The sequence below is a fragment of the Mesorhizobium sp. WSM4816 genome (assembly GCF_055811535.1).
In genome coordinates, this window is the sequence record NZ_JBVVQR010000055.1 from 9,581 (window position 1) to 29,042 (window position 19,462).

A 19,462-nucleotide genomic window follows, 5' to 3' on the forward strand; every position below is an offset into this window, starting at 1 on the left:
TGGGTTCCTCGCCCCCACAGAGTGGGGGAGAGGTGGTTTGCGAAGCAAACCGGAGAGGGGGCAATCATAGGGCGTCGCCTCCAAACTTCTTGGCTGTGAAAAAGCGGAGCTATGACATTTCGCGAGGAGCTGTATTGGACCCCTAGCTCGATCCAGAGGGTCGTTTCGGCGTGCTTTTTGCGATGGCGAAGCACGGGGGAACGGGAGTTCTTTTCGAGGAAACGCCGGCTTGGCACATCGGCCGCAGACCCCCTCTCCGTCTCGGGCTTTGCCCGAGCCACCTCTCCCCCGCTTTGCGGGGGCGAGGAACCCCTATCCTGGAACGCTAAAACTTGGGTTCCTCGCCCCCACAGAGTGGGGGAGAGGTGGTTTGCGAAGCAAACCGGAGAGGGGGCAATCATAGGGCGTCGTCCCCGATCTTCTTGGCCGCAAAAACGAAGCGCAGGTCTGGGGCAGACACGTCTTCGGCTAATCGCCCTTCCAGCGCCGCGAGAATAGTCTCGCAAACGCTCCTCGGTTTTTTCAGAACGTCGAAGTTCCAGAATCGTATCACCGAGAACCCTTCACCGCGCATGAATTCATCGCGCCGTCGATCGTAGGAATTGTCGGCGTGCTGACTTCCGTCCAGTTCCACGACCAGCCTTTCGCTGCGGCACGTGAAGTCTGCAAAATACGGTCCAATCGGCATCTGGCGCACGAATTTGTATCCGCCTAGCCTTTTGGCCTTCAGCTCGTTCCAGAGGGTCGCTTCCGCCTGATTGTCGCCGCGGCGAAGCGCGCGGGCACGTGTGATCCTCTCAGGTGAACGCCGGCTCGGCGTGTCGGTCGCCCCCCTCTCCGTCTCGGGCTTTGCCCGAGCCACCTCTCCCCCGCTTTGCGGGGGCGAGGAACCGCCATTCCGCGACGCTACCATCAAAACCTCGGAATGTCCGGAAACGCCATCTGGCCGCGATGCACGTGCATGCGTCCGAGCTCGGCGCAGCGGCGAAGCTGCGGAAACACCTTGCCCGGGTTGAGCAGATGGTTGGGGTCGAAAGCGCATTTGACCCGCATCTGCTGGTCGAGGTCGATCTGGTTGAACATTTCCGGCATCAGGTCGCGCTTCTCGACGCCGACGCCGTGCTCGCCGGTCAGCACGCCGCCGACCTTGACGCAAAGCCGCAGGATGTCGGCGCCGAAACTTTCCGCCTTGTCGAGCTCGCCCGGCACGTTGGCGTCATAGAGGATCAGCGGATGCAGATTGCCGTCGCCGGCATGGAATACATTGGCGACCCCGAGCCCGTATTTTTCGGAGAGTTCCCGCATGCCGTGCAGGACGCGCGGCAGTTCCTTGCGCGGGATGGTGCCGTCCATGCAGTAATAGTCCGGCGAGATGCGGCCGACCGCCGGAAAGGCCGCCTTGCGGCCGGCCCAGAAACTCAGCCGCTCCTGCTCCGATTGCGAGATGCGGCATGTGGTCGAGCCGTTCCTATAGGCGATTGCCTCAACCAGGCCGATCAAATGATCGACCTCGACGCCCGGCCCGTCGAGCTCGACGATCAGCAGCGCCTCGACATCCAGGGGATAGCCGGCATGGACGAAATCCTCGGCCGCATGGATCGCCGGACGATCCATCATCTCCATGCCGCCCGGGATGATGCCGGCGCCGATGATGTCGGCGACGCATTGGCCGCCCTGCTCGCTGGTCGGGAAGCCGATCAGCAGCGCGCGCGCCGTCTCCGGCTTCTTCAGGATCCGCACGGTGACCTCGGTGACGACGCCGAGCAGGCCTTCGGAACCGGTCATCACCCCGAGCAGGTCGTAGCCTTCCGCGTCGAGATGCTTGCCACCGAGCCGCACCACCTCGCCGTTCATCAGCACCATCTCGATGCCGAGCACATTGTTGGCGGTGAGGCCGTATTTGAGGCAATGCACGCCGCCGGAATTCTCCGCGACATTGCCGCCGATCGAGCAGGCGATCTGGGAAGATGGATCGGGGGCGTAATAAAAGCCCTCCTGCTCGACGGCGGTGGTGATGCCGAGATTGGTGACGCCCGGCTGGGCGACGACGATGCGGTTGGGAAAATCGATCTCGAGAATGCGGTTGAACCTGCTCATCACCAAGAGCACGGCGTCTTCCAGCGGCAGCGCGCCGCCTGACAGCGAGGTGCCGGAACCGCGCGGCACGACGCGGATGTTGCGGTCGTTGCAATATTTCAGCACGCGCGAGACCTGCGCCACCGTTTCGGGCAGCACCACGACCAGCGGCAGCTGCCGATAGGCGGTGAGGCCGTCGCTCTCGAAGGCGCGCATCGAATTTGCCGCGTCGACGACGCCCTCGCCGGGCACGATGATGCGCATATCGGCGACGATCTCGTCGCGCCGGCGCATCGTGGCGTCGTCTGGCTTCGGCATCAGCAGGCCGGACATCGACAGTTCCTTCGATCGACTGGTAAAAATCTTTTACCAGCGGCAGGCGCTTGTTGCAAATCCTGCTTTGGCCGAAATCGGGACGATCTTGCGCGGGTCGGCGAGAGGGAAGCGCTGACTTTCTCCCCCCTCTGTCGCCTTCGGCGACATCTCCCCCTCAAGGTGGGAGATTGCCTGCCTGCTCGCCTGCCGGCTTGGCGGGTTCGGAGTGCAGGCGGCGCACTCGGCGCACGCCCCACCAGACCAGCAGGATGGCGAGCGGCACCGAGGTGGCGGTGACGACCTCGGGCGCGACGGCGTGGCCGAAGATCGAGGCGCCCTTGGCGAGGTAGCCGATGAGCCCGACGACGTAGTAGGAGACGGCGGCGACCGAGAGACCCTCCACCGTCTGCTGCAGCCGCAACTGCAGGCGGGCGCGGTTGTTCATCGACGCCAGCAGATCGCGGTTCTGTTTCTCGACCTCGACGTCGACCCAGGTGCGCAGCAGCGTGGTGGCGCGGGTGAGCTTGGTCGACAGATTGGCCTGACGCTCCTCGACCGAACGGCAGGTGCGCATGGCGGGGGCGACGCGGCGCTGAAGGAAGCCGCCCCAGGTGTCGTAGCCGGGCACCGCCTCTTCCTCCAGCGCCTCCAGCCGTTCGCGGACGATGCCGTCATAGGCGCGACTGGCGCCGAAGCGATAGAGGCTGGAGGCTGCATCGGCCTCCAGTTCGGCGGCAAGCTCGGTCAGGTCGGCAAGCAGCGTCTGGTTGTCGCGGGTTTCGACGACCTTCATTTCCAATGTGGTCTGCGCCAGCCTGTCTTCGATGCGGCGGGCGCGACCGGACAGCATCAGCGCCAGCGGCAGGCCAAGCATGGCCAGCGTGCGGTAGGTCTCGATATCGATCAGCCGCTGCGCCAGCGCGCCGGTGCGTGCCGGCGTCAGGCCGCGGTCGAGCACCAGCATGCGGGTCATGCCGTCACCGTCCTGGCGGAAATCGGTGACGATGGCGGCGTTGCCGCGCTCGACCAGCGAATAGCACAGGCTGGTCGGGTCGAAGCCGGCGATCAGCCTTTCGCTCGCCTGCGTCCATTTGCGGATTTCGAGCCTGATGCCGGAAATCACCGTTCCCGGCGGCGAAAAGCCGTTGCCGAAAGGCGAACCTTCCTGGCGCTGGCCGCTCTCGGAGAGCGGACCTTCCCACAGATAGGTGGAGAATTCGGTATGCCGCTCCCAGCGCAGCGAGCCCTTGCCCCACTTCATCGCGTGGTGGCGGGCATGAGGGTCCGGCGCAGCGATGCCGAGGCGCCGCGACAGTTCGGAAAGCACCGCCTGGTCGACGCCGGATCCGGCTTCGGTCATGAACGAAAGCTGCACCAGCACGCGCGGCTTCTCGACCAGCGGATGCGGACGGGCGTGAACCTCGCCGAGCGCGCCAGGCCGTCCCTCATGCGCGGGAAAGCCCATGACGCTGCCCTCGACGCGCGGCTGGAATTTTGGATTGGACGGGTCATCTGCCACGGCTGGTCCCCCGGGCCTGGTGCACTCGCGTCCCTCTAGAGCCAATTGCCGGGGCACGCAAACGACAAATTAGCCGAAAGCGATATGCCGGGACGACGTCGGCCCGGCCAAACGGGCGAACTGGATAAATAATTTGACCAGTTGCCGACACTGGCTTTATCCTGCGCCATACCGGTTCAATCCCCAGGCCATCCCCGTTGAGCGACATTTTCTCCAGGATCGAGCATTCCCGCACCGCCGACGAGGTGGTGCAGCAGATCGAGAGTCTGATCCTCGAAGGCGTTCTGCGCACCGGCGACAGGCTGCCGGGCGAGCGCGAGCTGGCGCGCCGGTTCGAGGTGTCGCGGCCGATCCTGCGCGATGCGTTGAAGGCGCTGGAGGGGCGCGGGCTTTTGACGACCCGGCCCGGCGGCGGCACCCATGTCGCCGATGTCATCGGCCAGCTGTTCACCAAGCCGGTGACGGACCTGATCTCCATGCATCGCAAGGCGGCGACCGACTATCTGGAATACCGCCGCGAGATCGAGGCGGTGGCGGCCGAGTATGCGGCGCGGCGCGCCACATCAGACGATCTGGCGTTGCTCGACCGCATCATGGCGCGCATGGACGAGGCGCACCGGACCGGAAATTTCGACGACGAGGCGGAAATCGACGTCGAGTTCCACCACGCGATCTGCGAATGCGCGCACAACATCATCCTGTTGCACACGCTGCGCTCGTGCTACCGGCTGCTGTCGGAGGGCGTCTTCCAGAACCGGCTCCTGGTGTTCAACGTGCCGGGCGCGCGCGAAGCGCTGCTTTCGCAGCACCGGGCGATCTACGCGGCGGTCAAGGCCGGCGATCCGGCGGCCGCGCGGCAGGCGGCGATGGACCACATCACCCATGTCGAACGCACCATGGCCGAGGCCGAGCGCAGCGGCGACTGGCAACGCGTGTCGCGGCTGAGGCTGATGCAGCGCTCCGAAGCCGGCGACAGCGAGCCGGCACGGAAACGCTCGTGAGCGCCGGCCAAGAATTGCGACGAATTAGCGAACCATCAGCGGGAAGCCTATGAGCATGATCCTCACCATCGCCGATCTCAAGGACCTGGCGCGCCGCCGCGTGCCGAAGATGTTCTTCGACTATGCCGATTCCGGTGGATGGACCGAAAGCACCTACCGGGCCAATGAGGAGGATTTCCAAAAGATCAAGTTCCGCCAGCGCGTGCTGGTCGACATGAGCAACCGCTCGCTGGAATCGACCATGATCGGCGATAAGGTGGCGATGCCGGTGGCGCTGGCGCCGACCGGCATGACCGGCATGCAGCACCCCGACGGCGAGATGCTGGCGGCGCAGGCGGCGGAGGAATTCGGCGTGCCGTTCACGCTGTCGACGATGAGCATCTGCTCGATCGAGGATGTCGCATCGGTGACCAGGAAGCCGTTCTGGTTCCAGCTCTATGTGCTGCGCGACAAGGATTTCGTCCTCAGTCTCATCGACAGGGCGAAGGCGGCGAAGTGCTCGGCGCTGGTGCTGACGCTCGACCTGCAGATCCTCGGCCAGCGCCACAAGGACATCCGCAACGGGCTGTCGGCGCCACCGCGCTTCACGCCGAAGCATGTCTGGCAGGTGGCGACCAGGCCGGGCTGGTGCCTTGGCATGGCCGGCACCAAGCGCCGGACTTTTCGCAACATCGTCGGCCACGCCAAGGGCGTCGGCGACCTCAACTCGCTGTCGTCGTGGACGACGGAGCAATTCGATCCGCATCTGTCGTGGAAGGACGTCGCCTGGATCAAGGAGCGCTGGGGCGGCAAGCTGATCCTGAAGGGCATCCTCGACAAGGAGGACGCGCTGATGGCGGCCAAGACCGGCGCCGACGCGATCATTGTCTCCAATCATGGCGGACGCCAGCTCGACGGCGCGCCGTCGTCGATCTCGGTGCTGGAAGAAATCGCCGACGCGGTCGGCGACACGATCGAAGTGCATATGGATGGCGGCATCCGCTCTGGCCAGGACGTGCTGAAGGCGCTGTGTCTCGGCGCCAAGGGCACCTATATCGGCCGGCCTTTCCTCTACGGCCTCGGCGCGCTCGGCAAGGAAGGAGTCACCAAAGCCTTGGAAATCATCCGCAAGGAGATGGACATAACGCTGGCACTGTGCGGAAAGCGTCTGGTGACCGACATGGGCAAGGATCAGCTTCGGCGTTAGACTCCCGTGGCGGCATGGTCACGGAGATGGAAGCATTGACTGCCCCCGGCATCCACTTTCTCGACGCGCGCGGACCGGAAGGCATGCGCATCTATGCGGTCGGCGACGTGCATGGCCGGCTCGACCTGCTCGCCGCCATGTACCGCCGGATTGCGGCCGAGATCAGTCAGGCGCGGCCGGTCGACTGGCGTGTCGTCCATCTCGGCGACTATGTCGACCGCGGCCCGGACTCCAAGGGCGTTATCGATTTCCTGATCGAAGTGCGAAAACGCGACCCGCGCCACCTGATGCTCGCCGGCAACCACGACATCGGCTTCCTAGACTTCCTCGACACTCCCGATGCGGACGGGCTTTTCATGCGCTATGGCGGCATCCAGACCGCGCAATCCTATGGCGTAGCGCTCAATGAAGGTGGTGGCGCGTGGTTCGGCAGGTCCGAGGCGGCATTGCGGCAAGGCCATGCAGCGCTTGTCGAGGCCGTGCCGAAAAGCCATGTCGAGTTCCTGCAGTCGCTGCCGTTTTCACTGACCTTCGGCGACTTCTTCTTCTGCCATGCCGGCATCCGGCCGGGCATTGCGCTGGAAAGTCAGAGTGCGCAGGACCTGATCTGGATCCGCGATGTCTTCCACACTCATTCCGGCCTGCATCCAAAAATCGTGGTGCATGGCCACACGCCGGTGCCGGAGGCCGAGGTGATGGTCAACCGAGTCAATATCGACACGCTCGCCTACCAGACGGGAAACCTCAGCGCGCTCGTCGTCGACGGAGCCGACAAGCGTATCCTGGTGGTGTCAGGCGAGAGGGGTTAAAGCGTTTAGCGAAGCGCGGCGGTGACGCCGTAGCCGTCGACGGCGTTGTGGTTGTTGGCTGCGTCGCCGGCGTAGGTGCCGAAGCCGCACAACACTATGGCCGACAACATGACAAAGGACAGAAGCGCTGCTTTCACGGACGTCATCTCTTGGTTAGGCTTTCTGCATCTGTGCACGGGGCGGGTTACGAATGGGTTGAAACGGAAAATGCGTCTCAAAGTTTCGACGATTTCGCGCTTTTAGGCATGTTCTGTATCGGCGATGTGTCGCGCGAGTGACCCAAAAGGTTCATCGCGTTGCACGGACGATGCAGAGCGCGTGCCTTCTAGGGTGGCGGGCGGCCACAAGCCAAGCACGAAACATGCTGTCCACAGCGGATTTTTACCGGCGTGCCAAATATGCAACGTCGGTACTGACTGATCAGATCGTCGCCACCCAGGCGCGGGCGATGGCCAGCCCGGCGGCATCGGCAGCCGCTCCGTGGCGGGCCATTTCGTCGTCGAGCCGATCGCTCCAGTCCGGGTGCCGTTCGGCAATGAGCGATGCGAAGGATGCGCTCCAGTCGCGGACCATCGGCCGGTCCGCCTCGAAATGGAACTGGAAGCCATAGACGGCGCGGCCGATGCGAAACGCCTGGTTCTCGGCGACTTCGTTGCCGGCGAGCCGCACGGCATTTTCGGGCAAGACAAAGGTGTCGTCGTGCCATTCGAAGATCGGGAAATTTTCGGGCAGCGCGCCGAGCACCGGATCGGCCGTCGCCGCCGGCGTGAGCGAAACCTTGTGCCAGCCGAATTCCGAGGCGCCGCCGATCCGGTTCTCGCCGCCGAAGGCGCGCGCCACCAGTTGGCTGCCAAGGCAGATACCGAGCACGGCGCGATCCTTGCCGGCGAAATCGCGCGTCAGGTCGAGAAGTTCAGGAAAATACGGGCAGATCTCGTCGTCCAGCGCATTCTGGGCGCCGCCGAGCACGACCATGGCGTCGTGCGCAGCGCTGTCCTGCGGCAGCATCTCGCCACCATAGGGCCGGCGCAGGTCGATATCGGCGCCTGCCTCGACAAGCGCTGCGCCGATCTGGCCAAGGCCCTCGCTGTCGAAATTCTGGACCACCAGCACCCGCATCGAAAAACCTGCTGACATGAAAACGATGCGACGAGCGATATCATGCCGCCGTTATTCCGGCCAAGATACGTATTCGGGGAGAAAGCTATGCCACTGCAGAATCGGGTCGACCCGTTCGGCGTCATCCACGCCGTGCCGGAGCGCGGCCTGTTCATGGGCAATCGCGGCATCATCCATGACCCCGAAACGAAGACGCTGCTGAAAAAGCGCTGGGCGCTGCAGGCCTGGATCATCTGCGCATGCGGATTCCGCGATGTGCGACGCGAGCCGATGGGCCGCAACCGGAACGGCGGCAAGGCCGGCTGGACCGAATTGTTTTTCCTGGACGAGGTGACCGCGCTCTCGGCCGGGCATCGGCCATGCTTCTTCTGCCGGCGCGAGCGGGCCAGGGACTTCGTCCGGCGCTTCGGCATGGCCTTCGGCATTGCCGCGCCGCGCGCACCGCAGGTCGACAAGCGGCTGCATAGGGAGCGGCTGGCGTCGGGTGGGCAGGCACCGGTCGTATCCGCGGAAGAGCTTGCCGGGTTGCCGGACGGCGCCATGGTTGCGGACGGCGGCAATGCCTATGCGATGCGCGGCGGCAAGGCGCTGCGCTGGTCGTTCGCAGGCTATTGTGATCGTGTGGGGGGCGATCCGGTGGACGGCGATCCCGTGGGGTTCGGCGGTTTTGCCGGCCATCCAATCCGCCTGCTCACGCCGGCGACCACCGTTGCCGTGCTGAGGCAAGGCTATGTGCCAGTGTGGCATCCGTCGGCCGAGACTTGACGCCAAGAGCCGGCTCGCCCATTCCTCGGCGATGCGCGCCAATTACAAGATGCAGCGGCTGTTCGTGCCGGACGACCTCGGACCGGATATCGAGTTCGAGGCGAACCCGCAGCAGGGCCATTACCTGATGCATGTGCTGCGGCTCGGCGAGGGCGCCGAAATCCTGTTGTTCAACGGCCGCGACGGCGAATGGTCGGCTTCTATCGCCGCCAGGTCCAAAAAGACAGTGCGGCTGAAGGTGCTGGCCTTGCAGCGGCCGCAGCCGCCGCTGCCCGACCTCGTCTACTGCTTTGCGCCGCTTAAGCAGGGTCGGCTCGACTATCTGGTGCAGAAGGCGGTCGAGATGGGCGCCGGCGTCCTGCAGCCGGTCATTACCCAGCACACGCAGGTGGCAAAGCCCGGCATCGAACGGCTGCGCGCCAATGTCGTCGAGGCCGCCGAACAATGCGGCATCCTTGCGGTGCCGGAAGTGCGCGAAGCGGAAAAAATCGAGCGCCTGCTGGCCGGCTGGGACAAGGAGCGGCGGTTGATCTACTGCGACGAGGATGCTTCCACCAACAATCCGCTGCCGGCGCTGCAGGCGGTGCGGGAGAAGAAGCTCGGGCTGCTGGTCGGCCCCGAGGGCGGGTTTTCCGACGAGGAACGAAGGATGCTGCGGGCGCTGCCTTTCGTCACCGCGATTCCGCTCGGGCCGCGCATCCTGCGCGCCGACACGGCTGCGGTGGCGGCGCTGGCGGTGATACAGGCGACAATCGGCGATTGGTGAGGCACTTCCCTTCTCCCCTTGTGGGCCTTGTGGGAGAAGGAAGAAGCAGCCAATCAATTCCAGTTACCCTGTGGCTCAGGATTTTTCGCTTGATCGCCTACTGACATTTCGTCCATCTAGCGCCGGCGGTCGTCCGACCACCTACAGCGCCGCGCGTCCTTTCGGACGCGCAAAGGACGCTGTAGCACTTGATTGGGCACATGATCCTTTCCGAAAATCGAAGCCGATTTTCGGGGTCATATGCTAGAGGACCTGTAATGGCGCGCGACACAACCGATTTCCGGCCGATCGAAGGCGTCGACGAGCTTGTCGAGCACCTGGCTGAAGGCAACAAGCCGCGCGACAAATGGCGCATCGGCACCGAACACGAGAAATTCCCGTTCTATGTCGACGGCAATGCGCCGGTGCCCTATGGCGGCGAGCACGGCATCCGCGCCATTCTCGAAGGCATGCAGGAAAAACTCGGCTGGGATCCGATCATGGATGCTGGCCGCATCATCGGCCTGGTCGAGCCGACCGGCCGGGGAGCGATCTCGCTGGAACCCGGCGGCCAATTCGAACTGTCCGGCGCGCCGCTGGAGACGATCCACCAGACCTGCCGCGAGGGCAATGCGCACCTGGCGCAGGTGCGCGAGATCGCCGAGCCGATGGGCATCCGCTTCCTTGGCCTCGGCGGCAGCCCGAAATGGTCGCTGGCCGAGACGCCGAAAATGCCAAAGTCGCGCTACGAGATCATGACCCGCTACATGCCCAAGGTCGGCAGCAAGGGCCTCGACATGATGTACCGCACCTGCACCATCCAGGTGAATCTCGACTTCGAGAGCGAGGCCGACATGCGCCGCAAGATGCAGGTGTCGCTGAAGCTGCAGCCGCTGTCGACGGCGCTGTTCGCCAACTCGCCGTTCACTGAGGGCCGGCCCAACGGATTTCAGAGCTGGCGCGGCGACATCTGGCGCGACACCGACAATCAGCGCTCGGGCCTGCTCGACTTCTGCTTCTCGCCCGATTTCGGCTTCGCCGACTATGTCGAATGGGCGCTCGACGTGCCGATGTACTTCGTCATCCGCGACGGCCACTACCACGACATGACGCACGTCACCTTCCGCCAGTTCATGGCAGGTGCGGCCCGCAACGAGATTTCTGACGGGCTGCCGACGATGGGCGATTGGGCGAACCATTTGTCGACGCTGTTTCCCGACGTGCGATTGAAGCGTTTCCTTGAAATGCGCGGCGCCGATGGCGGACCGTGGCGGCGCATCTGCGCGCTGCCGGCTTTTTGGGTCGGGCTGCTCTACGACGCGGCGGCGCTCGACGCGGCCGAGGCGCTGACCTCGAGCTGGAGCTATGAAGAGGTGCTGGCGATGCGCAACGCCGTGCCGGAACAGGGCATTTCGGCGCCGTTCCGCAACACGACACTGCGCGAGATCGCCCGCGACGTGCTCGTCATCTCGCGCATGGGGCTGAAGAACCGCGGCCGCAAGAACCGCGACGGCTATGACGAAACGTCGTTCCTCAGCACGCTGGACGAAGTCGTCGCGCGCGGCACCACCAGCGCCGAGGAACTGCTTTCCGCCTATCATACGCGCTGGGGCGGCTCGATCGAGCCGGTGTTCATGGAGTATGCGTATTAGCCGTTTGCTATCGGCTTGGCCGAAGGCTCGGGAAACGCGCTTTCCGAAATCGATTCCGATTTTCGGGCCGATGCGGTAGGCTCTCCTACGAGGATTTTCCCGAGGAGAAAACCAATGGCTTCCTTGTTCGACATTCTGGCGCAGGCGCAGAACGGCAACGGCATGCAGGCCCTGGCCCAACAGTTCGGCCTTTCGCAGCAGCAAGCGCAATCGGCGGTCGAGGCGCTGCTGCCGGCCTTTTCACAGGGGCTGAAGCGCAGCACCTCCGACCCCTACGGGCTCGGCGCGTTCATGACGGCAATGGCCAGTGGCCAGCACGCCAAATATTTCGAGGACGCAGGCCGTGCCTTCTCGCCGCAGGGCGTCGATGAAGGCAACGGCATTCTTGGCCATCTGTTCGGCTCAAAAGACCTGTCCCGCGCCGTTGCCAGCCAGGCAGCGCATGCGAGCGGCGTCAGCCAGCAGATCTTGCAGCAGATGTTGCCGGTCATGGCTTCGATGATGATGGGCGGCCTGTTCAAGCAGACCACAAATCAGATGCAGGCAGCAGGCGGATTCGGCGGCGGCAGCAATCCGCTCGGCGAAATCATCGAGCAGATGATGCGGCAGGCCGGCGGCGGCGCGCAGCCGCCGCAACAGCGCCAGGCACGGCAGCCCGGCCCGATGGACAATCCGTTCGGCAAGGTGCTGCAGGACATGTTCGGCGGCGCGCAGCAGCCGCAGGGTCAGCCGCAGCAGGCGCCCAATCCCTACGGCGACAATCCGCTCGGCAAGGTGCTGCAGGACATGTTCGGCGGCGGCGCGCAACAGCCGCAGCGCGAAGCGCCGCAGCAACGCGAAGCGCCGCAGCCGCAGACCAATCCGAGCGGCAGGCCACGCAATCCGTTCGACGATTTGTTCGGCAAGATGTTCGAGGCAGGTGCGCAGCAACGCGACGATTACCAGAAGGGCATGGAGTCGATCTTCGATCAGTTCAAGCGAGGCATGGACCGGCGCTAGCGTGGCAAGCACCCGAGTCGAGATCCTGTGAGCAGAAGATTGGAGCAGATGCGCCGCAACCCTCGCGGCGATTGGTCAATATCGGATGTAAAGGCAGTTTGTGACGAGGCAGGCGTCTATTGTGTGCCGCCAAGATCCGGTGGGTCGCATTACAAGGTCTATCATTCAGCAATGACCGACATTCTGACCGTGCCTTTCAAACGCCCCATCAAACCCGTATATATTCGAAAACTCGTGGCATTCATCGACGAGGCAAAGAGACATGACGGGAAAACTTGAATATCCGGTCGTCATCGCACCGCTGGCTACGGAAGACGGGGGCGGATTTTCGGCGCTGGTACCTGACCTGCCCGGCTGCATGAGCGATGGCGATACTCCTGAAGAGGCCATCGCGAACGTCCAGGACGCCATATCATCCTGGATAGAAGCCGCGCACGAAGTTGGTAGATCGGTACCACGGCCGTCGCGAAAGCTGGCCTTCGCCTGATTCAAAAAGAAAAATGCCCGATCCTTGGGAGGACCGGGCAGTGCGCAGGCGGGCCGGCGGGGAAACCGGCAGGGAGTGGGGGCCTGCGAAGTGCTTTAGCGCCGTGCCCCAAAGGGCACGCAGCCAGCGCGATCAGGTCACCTGCGGGCAATATCCTCGATCGTTTCCGTGCGATCGGCCGCGATGGCGCGAAGCCTCTCGGTTGGATCGCGGCCGAACGGCACCTCGATAGCGACGTGGAGATCGCCGCGCGTCAAGCCGATGTCGGCAAGTTCGGCGTCCGACATCTCGCCAAGGCGATAGAAGGCGCGGCGGTTTTTCCAAGCGCGATAGACATTGGAGATGGTGTTGACCACGCGCGTCGCAATAGCCGGACGCGACGTGATGCGCGAAGTCTCGGTGGCGAAATCAAACGTAGCCATGTCAGTCTCCTTCATATTCGAACGGACGAAGACGGGCGATCGGCGCTGGAAACAGCCGCCGTTCCGGTCCCGATTCACATAGAAAATGCAGGTCGTTGTCCTAAAACCGGTGACCACTTTTAGGCGACCTGCATTGCCGTCATGTGGACAGTCGTAAATTTGCCATCGTTCGATTGATTAATCCAACGAATGTTTCTAATCTTTAGCATCAACTCTAGTGATGGATTAGACCGATGAAAGCGCCACTCGATCTCGATCAGTTGCAGACCTTCGTCTCAATCGTCGACACCGGCAGCTTCACCCGCGCGGCGGAAGCGGTGCATCGGACCCAGTCGGCGGTATCCATGCAGATGCGCCGGCTGGAGGAACGGATCGGCAAGCCGCTGTTCGAAAAGGACGGGCGCACCAACAGGCTGACCGAGGAAGGCGACAGGCTGCTCTCCTACGCAAGACGGTTGCTGTTCCTCAATCGGGAAACGCTGGCCGCCTTCGACGACCGGCGGCTCGAAGGCACGATCCGCATCGGCACGCCGGACGACTATGCCGATCGCTTCCTGCCCGAGATCATGGCCCGCTTCGCCCGTTCCAACCCACGTGTCGAACTGACCGTGATCTGCGAGCCGACGCCGGGGCTGGTCGAGCATATCAAGCGCGGCAATCTCGATCTGGCACTGGTGACGCATAGTGACGCGCACGGCCAGTCGGAAGTGGTGCGGCGCGAACCGCTGCTGTGGGTGACTTCGGCCAACCATGCGACGCATGAACAGGACGTTCTGCCGATGGCCTTCGGCCGGCCGAACTGCATCTGGCGGCGGGCCGCGGTCGACGTGCTCGACCGGCAGAACCGCGACTACCGCATCCTATTCACCAGCTTCTCGGCGACCGTCATCACCGCCGCGGTGCTTTCCGGCCTGGCGATCTCGGTGCTGCCGGAATGCGCGCTGCGCCCCGGCATGCGGGTGCTGGGCGACGCCGACGGGTTCGGCGTCCTGCCCGATTGCCGCATCGGCATCATGCGCGGCCAGACGTCGCGGCCGGAGATCGTCGACGCGCTGGCCCGTCACATTTCGGAAAGCCTCGACAATATTTCCGTGCCGCTCGGCGAAGAGACGGGAAACTTCGACTTCGCAGCCTTTTCGAAGATGAAGCGGGGCAAGCCGAACCAGATCGTGCCGGGGTGGTAAGGATCAGGCGGAAACTGCTGCCGGCGTGCTGTCGTTGCCAGACAAAAGGCCGGCCAGCCGCAGCAATTGCGCCGGCTCCAGCGGCAGCGACAGCAGGTGGCCCTGAAACTCTCGGCAGCCCATGGCGACGAGCAGCGCCTTTTGCTCCTCGGTCTCCACGCCTTCCGCGGTGACGCCGACGTCAAGAGCGTCGGCAAGATCGACCAGCGCCCTGACGATCGCCGCCGAACTCTCGTCGCGGCCGAGGAGGTTCACGAAGGAGCGGTCGATCTTGAGCTTGTCGATGGCGTGGCGGCGCAGATAGTTCAGCGACGAATAGCCGGTGCCGAAATCGTCGAGCACTATGGCGATCCCCGACCGGCGCAAGGCAGCCAGAGCCGCCCTGGTCGTATCGTTGTTGTCCAACAGCACGCCCTCGGTGATCTCGAGCTGCAGGCGCCCTGGCGCCAATCCGGTCTCGGCGAGAACTGCCGCAAGCTGCTCGGCGAAACCGGTGTCGCGCAGTTGCAGCGGCGACACGTTGACGGCCACCCAAGGCAATTCGGTGCCGACAGCGAAGCGGCAAGCCTCTTGCAGCACCCATTTGCCAAGCTGGCCGATCATGCCACGTTCTTCGGCGATGGCGATGAATTGTGCTGGCGGCAAGCCACCGTGGACCTCATGTCCCCAGCGGATCAGCGCCTCGGCACCGAGGATCGTGCTGCCGTCCGCCGCAAAGATCGGCTGATACGCCAGCTTGATCCCGGTTCCGCCATTCAGGGCATGGCGAAGCTCGCTCTCAACCTGGCGCTTGCGCAACAGGAGGTCGTCCATGTCGCCGGCAAAGACCTGGTAGCGGCCGCGGCCGTTCTTCTTGGCTTCATAAAGCGCGATATCGGCCTTGCGCAGCAAGTCGTCCGCATCGGCATCCGGACCGGTCGACAATGCTATGCCGATGCTGGCGCTGACAAAAACCTGGTCGTCGGCCAGCTTGAACGGCTCCTGCAGCTTTTGAAGCAGACCCTCCGAAACATCCTCGGCGCCTCGGATGTCGTCAACATCAATCAGGATCATGGCGAACTCATCGCCGCCGAGCCGTGCCACCGTGTCGACCTCCCGGATTGCCTGCTGGAGCCTCGCGGCGGTCTGGCGGACAAGCTCGTCGCCGGCAGGATGGCCAAGCGTGTCGTTAACGTGCTTGAAACGGTCGAGGTCGAGATAAAGCAGTGCCACTTTGGCTGTTTCGTGACTGGCCGTGAGCAAAGCGCGCCGGAGCCGGTCCTCGAACAGCGCCCGGTTGGGAAGGCCGGTGAGCGTGTCGTGGAAGGCGAGATACTGCGCCTCGGCCTGACTGGTCTGCAGCGCCGACGATGCACGGCGGAGGCGGCGCAGCAGGAATGCCAGGACACCTGCCGCGAGCAGCGCGCCACCGATCAGGGCCGGCCCTGCCTCGCGCACAAGCGCGCTGCCGGGCCGCTCCTGATCCCAGCCGGCATAAGCCAGGATGACGCCGTGTGAGTCGACCAGCGGAATGGCAGCCCCGCCGACCGGCTGCGACAACGGCAGCAGGCGGGCGCCCGCCAACAGATATTGCCCGGCGATCTTGGCCAGCAGCGCGTCGGTGATGAAGTCCACCGAGATATGAAGGTATTCGCTGCCAGGCGTCTGGATGACGCGGTCGGAACTCGGCACCAGCGGCATGATGCTGAGGATGGCAGGTTTTCCGTCAAGCTCCACCAGATCCCCTGCGGCCAATTTGACCGGACCGCCGGCCAGGTCTTCTTTCGCCGGCTCGCGGATCAACCGGCGCACCCTTTCGACCGTGGGCAACAGAACCGGTTCATCCTCGCTGTAACGCGCCGGCGCCAGCACGTTTCCTTCACGCATCGCATGGACCGGACGATCGGCGGCATCCAGTACATAGACCCGATCATGCCCATAGTAGGAATACATCCAGACGCTGATGTTATCGATCATCCAGTCCACGTTGCCGGCCTTGGCATTGATGACGGAATCGTCCCAGACTGCGATGCTTTCCTGCTCGCGATCCACCGCCGCCATCCGGTCCCGCATGCCGTTGGCGAAAAGGATTTTCTGCCGCTCGAGGGAGACGCTATCCGCCTGCACAGTGGCGTAAAAGCCAAAGCCGACGACCATGGCAAGCGCGAAAATGGCAAGCGCCATCACCGTCAGCGTGACCTGGAACGTTAATGGGCTGCGTTGAAGACGACGGCTCATGCGTCCTGGCCACTCTCTTTTCCGCACAGTCATCAGATCGGGTTAAGATCGAGTTATGACGTCGGCTACGAGCGACGGCCTTGACGCCGGCCAACAACCGCCCCCCAATCGGCCAATGAGCGACGCAGCATCCGAATCACGTACCAACGCCACCGAATACACAGTCAGCGAGATTTCCGGCGCGCTGAAGCGCACGGTCGAGGACGTCTTCGGCAATGTCCGGGTGCGCGGCGAAATATCAGGCTATCGCGGACCGCATTCCTCCGGCCATGCCTATTTCTGCCTCAAGGACGACCGCGCACGGCTCGACGCCGTGGTCTGGAAGACCACGATGGGCCGGCTGAAGTTCCGCCCGGAAGAAGGCATGGAGGTGATCGCCACCGGCCGGCTCACCACCTATCCCGGAAAATCCACCTACCAGATCGTCATCGACAATCTGGAGCCCGCCGGCGCCGGGGCGCTGATGGCACTGCTGGAAGAGCGCAAGCGCCGGCTGCAGGCCGAAGGCCTGTTCGATGCCGGCCGCAAGCGCTTGCTGCCGTTCATGCCGCGCGTCATCGGCGTCGTCACCTCGCCGACAGGCTCTGTCATCCGCGACATCATCCACCGGATCAAGGACCGGTTTCCGCTGCATGTGCTGGTCTGGCCGGTGCGGGTGCAGGGCGAAACGGCCGGCGCCGAAGTGACCGCCGCCGTCAACGGCTTCAACGGACTGGCGCAGGATGGCGTCATCCCGCAGCCCGACCTGCTGATCGTGGCGCGCGGCGGCGGCAGTCTCGAGGATCTTTGGGGGTTCAATGACGAGGCGCTGGCCCGCGCCGTCGCCGCCTCGCGCATTCCGGTGATTTCCGCCGTCGGCCATGAAACGGACTGGACGCTGATCGACCTGGCGGCGGATGTGCGGGCGCCGACACCGACGGGTGCCGCCGAAATCGCCGTGCCCGTGCGCGCCGACCTCGAAGTGACGCTTGCCGGCCTTGGTGCGCGGCTCAAGGCCGCGGTATCGCGCAATTTCGAGCGCAAGCGCCAGGCGGTGCGTGCCGCCGCCCGGGCGCTGCCCTCGCCCGACCAGTTGCTGGCATTGCCGCGCCGGCGCTTCGACGAGGCGACGAGCCGGCTTGGCCGAGCGCTGTCCGTCAGCGTCCAGCGCAAGCGAGCCAGGCTTCAGGCGCAGCGGCTGACGCCGGCCACCCTGTCGCGACGCATGAACGAGGCCCGCACACTGGCCGGCCGCGACCTCGGCCGCGCGCAAGCGGCGTTCTTCGCCATCGTGCGCGAGCGGCGAACGCGGTTTTCGCGCACCGCGGCGCGGCTGTCGCCGGCGCCGCTCGCAAGGCGGCAGAAATTGCAGGCAGATGCCCTGGTGGCGCTGTCGCGACGACAGGACCGGGTGATTTCGGTGCGGCTCGAGCGCTTGCGCGGGAAACTGACCCAGGCCGACCGGCTGCTGGCGACGCTGTCGCACAAGGCGGTGCTGGCGCGCGGCTTCGCCCTGGTGAAAGACGCCGACGGGGCGGTGATCAAGCAAGCGGCGGAAGTGACGCCGGGGCTGGCACTTTCGCTGGAGTTCGCCGACGGGACCGCCGATGCGATTGCGACCGGCGGCACGGCACGGCCGAAAACTGTTGCAAAGCCGGCCGCCAAAGCCAAGGAGCCCGGCAGCCAAGGCTCGCTGTTTTGAGTGCCGATGATTTCCGGCAATCCACATCACCAGACGACGCCTTCCGGCAAGCAGCGCGCGCGAGCCTTCGGCATTCGTTTTGACGGCACGCCCGGACCGTTCAACGCCATCACCGATGTGGCTGGCGTTGCGGTCGGTTATTCGACGCTGATTTCGGGCGAAGGTGCGCTGGTGGTCGGCGAGGGGCCGGTCCGCACCGGCGTGACCGCCATCCTGCCCAGACCGCGCGCCGAGCTGGCCACGCCGGTCTTTGCCGGCATTTTCGGCCAGAACGGCAATGGCGAATTGACCGGCTCGCACATCATCGAGGAAACCGGTGCCTTCAATTTTCCGATCACCATCACCAACACGCATTCCTGCGGCGTTTCACGCGACGGAACGCTGCGCTGGATACAGCGCGTGCTGCCGGCCGCGCTCGACAGCGGCTGGGGCCTGCCGGTGGCGGCGGAGACCTATGACGGCTTCCTGAACGACATCAATGGCCACCATCTCGGGTTTGAGCATGTCGCCGCGGCCCTCGATGGCGCGACCAGCGGATCGATCGAGGAAGGCAGCGTCGGCGGCGGCACCGGCATGATCGCCTTCGGTTTCAAAGCAGGCTCCGGCACGGCATCGCGCCTCGTCGAATGGTACGGCCGGCGCTACACGGTCGGCGCCTTCGTGCAGGCGAATTTCGGCAGGCGGAGCAATTTTACCATTCGCGGCCTGCGCGCCGGGCCCGATCTCATCGAACCGGCGATCCGCGAAAGCACGCCGCGTGCGGAAAAGGGTTCAATCATCGGGATCGTCGCCACCGATGCGCCGTTGCTGCCGCATCAGATGAAGCGCTTGGCACGCCGGGCGCCGCTCGGCGTCGCCATGACCGGCGGCTTCGGCTATCACAGCTCGGGCGATATTTTCCTGGCCTTTTCGACCGCCAACCGCGAGGCGGCGCTGGCGCCGCCAGGCCGCATCGCCAGCGCCGACTTTATCCCGGATACCGACATCGACCCGTTCTTCGACGCCGTGATCGGGAGTGTGGAGGAAGCGATCCTCAATGCGCTGGTCGCCAATGACGACATGACCGGGCGCGACGGCAATTTCGTGCCGGCGCTGCCAACGGCATGGCTCAAGAACAAATTCGGGGCTAGGCAGCGAAAGTAGAACTGTGCGGCGTGTCACGCGTCGCACAGGTGAAGAGATGCCTTTCGCCGGGTCGGCATGTCACTCGCTAGAGCGGGATGAAGAGAGGCTGAATCGAAGGGGGATTCCCAAATCAGCGGGGATTTGATTCAACATGCTGGCT

The 19,462-nt window shown here is 64.3% G+C and carries 18 protein-coding genes; 11 read left to right on the forward strand and 7 right to left on the reverse strand.

Annotated features, from left to right (window positions below):
• Positions 1-397: 397 nt before the first annotated feature.
• From AC0L3H_RS31065 to AC0L3H_RS31075, 3 genes are all read right to left on the reverse strand, one after another.
• Positions 398-862 carry an endonuclease domain-containing protein gene (locus tag AC0L3H_RS31065; protein WP_473518095.1) on the reverse strand — a complete coding sequence of 155 codons (465 nt, stop codon included), beginning with the start codon at positions 860-862 and terminating at the stop codon, positions 398-400.
• A 50-nt stretch (positions 863-912) separates the two neighbouring features.
• Positions 913-2,409 (reverse strand): FAD-linked oxidase C-terminal domain-containing protein, encoded by a 1,497-nt coding sequence (locus tag AC0L3H_RS31070; protein WP_473588029.1) that lies wholly within the window; start codon positions 2,407-2,409, stop codon positions 913-915.
• 157 nt (positions 2,410-2,566) lie between these two features.
• Positions 2,567-3,910 carry a DUF3422 family protein gene (locus tag AC0L3H_RS31075; protein ID WP_473588030.1) on the reverse strand — a complete coding sequence of 448 codons (1,344 nt, stop codon included), beginning with the start codon at positions 3,908-3,910 and terminating at the stop codon, positions 2,567-2,569.
• 197 nt (positions 3,911-4,107) lie between these two features.
• Here AC0L3H_RS31075 and AC0L3H_RS31080 point away from each other — a divergent pair, with 197 nt between their 5' ends.
• From AC0L3H_RS31080 to AC0L3H_RS31090, 3 genes are read left to right on the forward strand one after another with little or no spacing between them, the layout of a single operon-like run.
• Positions 4,108-4,911 (forward strand): FadR/GntR family transcriptional regulator, encoded by an 804-nt coding sequence (locus AC0L3H_RS31080; RefSeq protein ID WP_127318954.1) that lies wholly within the window; start codon positions 4,108-4,110, stop codon positions 4,909-4,911.
• A gap of 49 nt (positions 4,912-4,960) precedes the next feature.
• On the forward strand, positions 4,961-6,097 hold the full coding sequence (locus AC0L3H_RS31085; protein ID WP_473588031.1) for an alpha-hydroxy acid oxidase: 1,137 nt from the start codon (positions 4,961-4,963) through the stop codon (positions 6,095-6,097).
• Between the two features lie 35 nt (positions 6,098-6,132).
• Positions 6,133-6,906, forward strand: a complete 774-nt coding sequence (locus AC0L3H_RS31090) for a metallophosphoesterase (RefSeq protein WP_473588032.1) — start codon at positions 6,133-6,135, stop codon at positions 6,904-6,906.
• A 5-nt stretch (positions 6,907-6,911) separates the two neighbouring features.
• Here the strand turns inward: AC0L3H_RS31090 and AC0L3H_RS31095 are convergent, their stop codons facing one another.
• A complete protein-coding gene (locus AC0L3H_RS31095; RefSeq protein WP_258124092.1) occupies positions 6,912-7,043 on the reverse strand; it encodes a hypothetical protein in 132 nt (43 codons plus the stop codon).
• A gap of 283 nt (positions 7,044-7,326) precedes the next feature.
• The gene (locus AC0L3H_RS31100) at positions 7,327-8,025 is read right to left on the reverse strand and encodes a type 1 glutamine amidotransferase (protein WP_473588038.1); all 699 of its coding nucleotides are present in this window, start codon (positions 8,023-8,025) and stop codon (positions 7,327-7,329) included.
• Between the two features lie 87 nt (positions 8,026-8,112).
• Between AC0L3H_RS31100 and AC0L3H_RS31105 the strand changes: the two genes are divergently transcribed.
• The 5 genes from AC0L3H_RS31105 to AC0L3H_RS31125 all read left to right on the forward strand — a co-directional run bounded on the left by AC0L3H_RS31105 (position 8,113) and on the right by AC0L3H_RS31125 (position 12,673).
• On the forward strand, positions 8,113-8,790 hold the full coding sequence (locus tag AC0L3H_RS31105; protein WP_473588033.1) for a hypothetical protein: 678 nt from the start codon (positions 8,113-8,115) through the stop codon (positions 8,788-8,790).
• A gap of 31 nt (positions 8,791-8,821) precedes the next feature.
• On the forward strand, positions 8,822-9,556 hold the full coding sequence (locus tag AC0L3H_RS31110) for a 16S rRNA (uracil(1498)-N(3))-methyltransferase (RefSeq protein WP_473588039.1): 735 nt from the start codon (positions 8,822-8,824) through the stop codon (positions 9,554-9,556).
• Between the two features lie 257 nt (positions 9,557-9,813).
• Positions 9,814-11,187, forward strand: coding sequence for a glutamate--cysteine ligase (locus AC0L3H_RS31115; RefSeq protein ID WP_091595268.1), 1,374 nt, complete (start codon positions 9,814-9,816; stop codon positions 11,185-11,187).
• Between the two features lie 114 nt (positions 11,188-11,301).
• Positions 11,302-12,186: a DUF937 domain-containing protein gene (locus AC0L3H_RS31120; protein ID WP_473588034.1), complete on the forward strand. Its 885-nt coding sequence runs from the start codon at positions 11,302-11,304 to the stop codon at positions 12,184-12,186.
• Between the two features lie 262 nt (positions 12,187-12,448).
• Entirely contained in the window at positions 12,449-12,673 is a 225-nt protein-coding gene (locus tag AC0L3H_RS31125; RefSeq protein ID WP_091595262.1) for a type II toxin-antitoxin system HicB family antitoxin, read from the forward strand.
• 137 nt (positions 12,674-12,810) lie between these two features.
• Here the strand turns inward: AC0L3H_RS31125 and AC0L3H_RS31130 are convergent, their stop codons facing one another.
• Positions 12,811-13,095: a DUF1127 domain-containing protein gene (locus tag AC0L3H_RS31130; protein ID WP_473493453.1), complete on the reverse strand. Its 285-nt coding sequence runs from the start codon at positions 13,093-13,095 to the stop codon at positions 12,811-12,813.
• Between the two features lie 233 nt (positions 13,096-13,328).
• On the opposite strand from AC0L3H_RS31130, the gene AC0L3H_RS31135 reads away from it, so the two are divergent.
• Positions 13,329-14,279, forward strand: coding sequence for a LysR substrate-binding domain-containing protein (locus AC0L3H_RS31135; protein ID WP_473493454.1), 951 nt, complete (start codon positions 13,329-13,331; stop codon positions 14,277-14,279).
• A 3-nt stretch (positions 14,280-14,282) separates the two neighbouring features.
• On the opposite strand, the gene AC0L3H_RS31140 is transcribed toward AC0L3H_RS31135, so the two are convergent.
• Complete coding sequence (locus tag AC0L3H_RS31140; protein WP_473588035.1) at positions 14,283-16,496, reverse strand: putative bifunctional diguanylate cyclase/phosphodiesterase; 2,214 nt, start codon at positions 16,494-16,496, stop codon at positions 14,283-14,285.
• A 115-nt stretch (positions 16,497-16,611) separates the two neighbouring features.
• Between AC0L3H_RS31140 and xseA the strand changes: the two genes are divergently transcribed.
• Both xseA and AC0L3H_RS31150 read left to right on the forward strand, forming a co-directional pair.
• Complete coding sequence (xseA, locus tag AC0L3H_RS31145) at positions 16,612-18,177, forward strand: exodeoxyribonuclease VII large subunit (RefSeq protein WP_473588036.1); 1,566 nt, start codon at positions 16,612-16,614, stop codon at positions 18,175-18,177.
• A gap of 9 nt (positions 18,178-18,186) precedes the next feature.
• Entirely contained in the window at positions 18,187-19,320 is a 1,134-nt protein-coding gene (locus AC0L3H_RS31150; protein ID WP_473588040.1) for a DmpA family aminopeptidase, read from the forward strand.
• Positions 19,321-19,462: the final 142 nt, after the last annotated feature.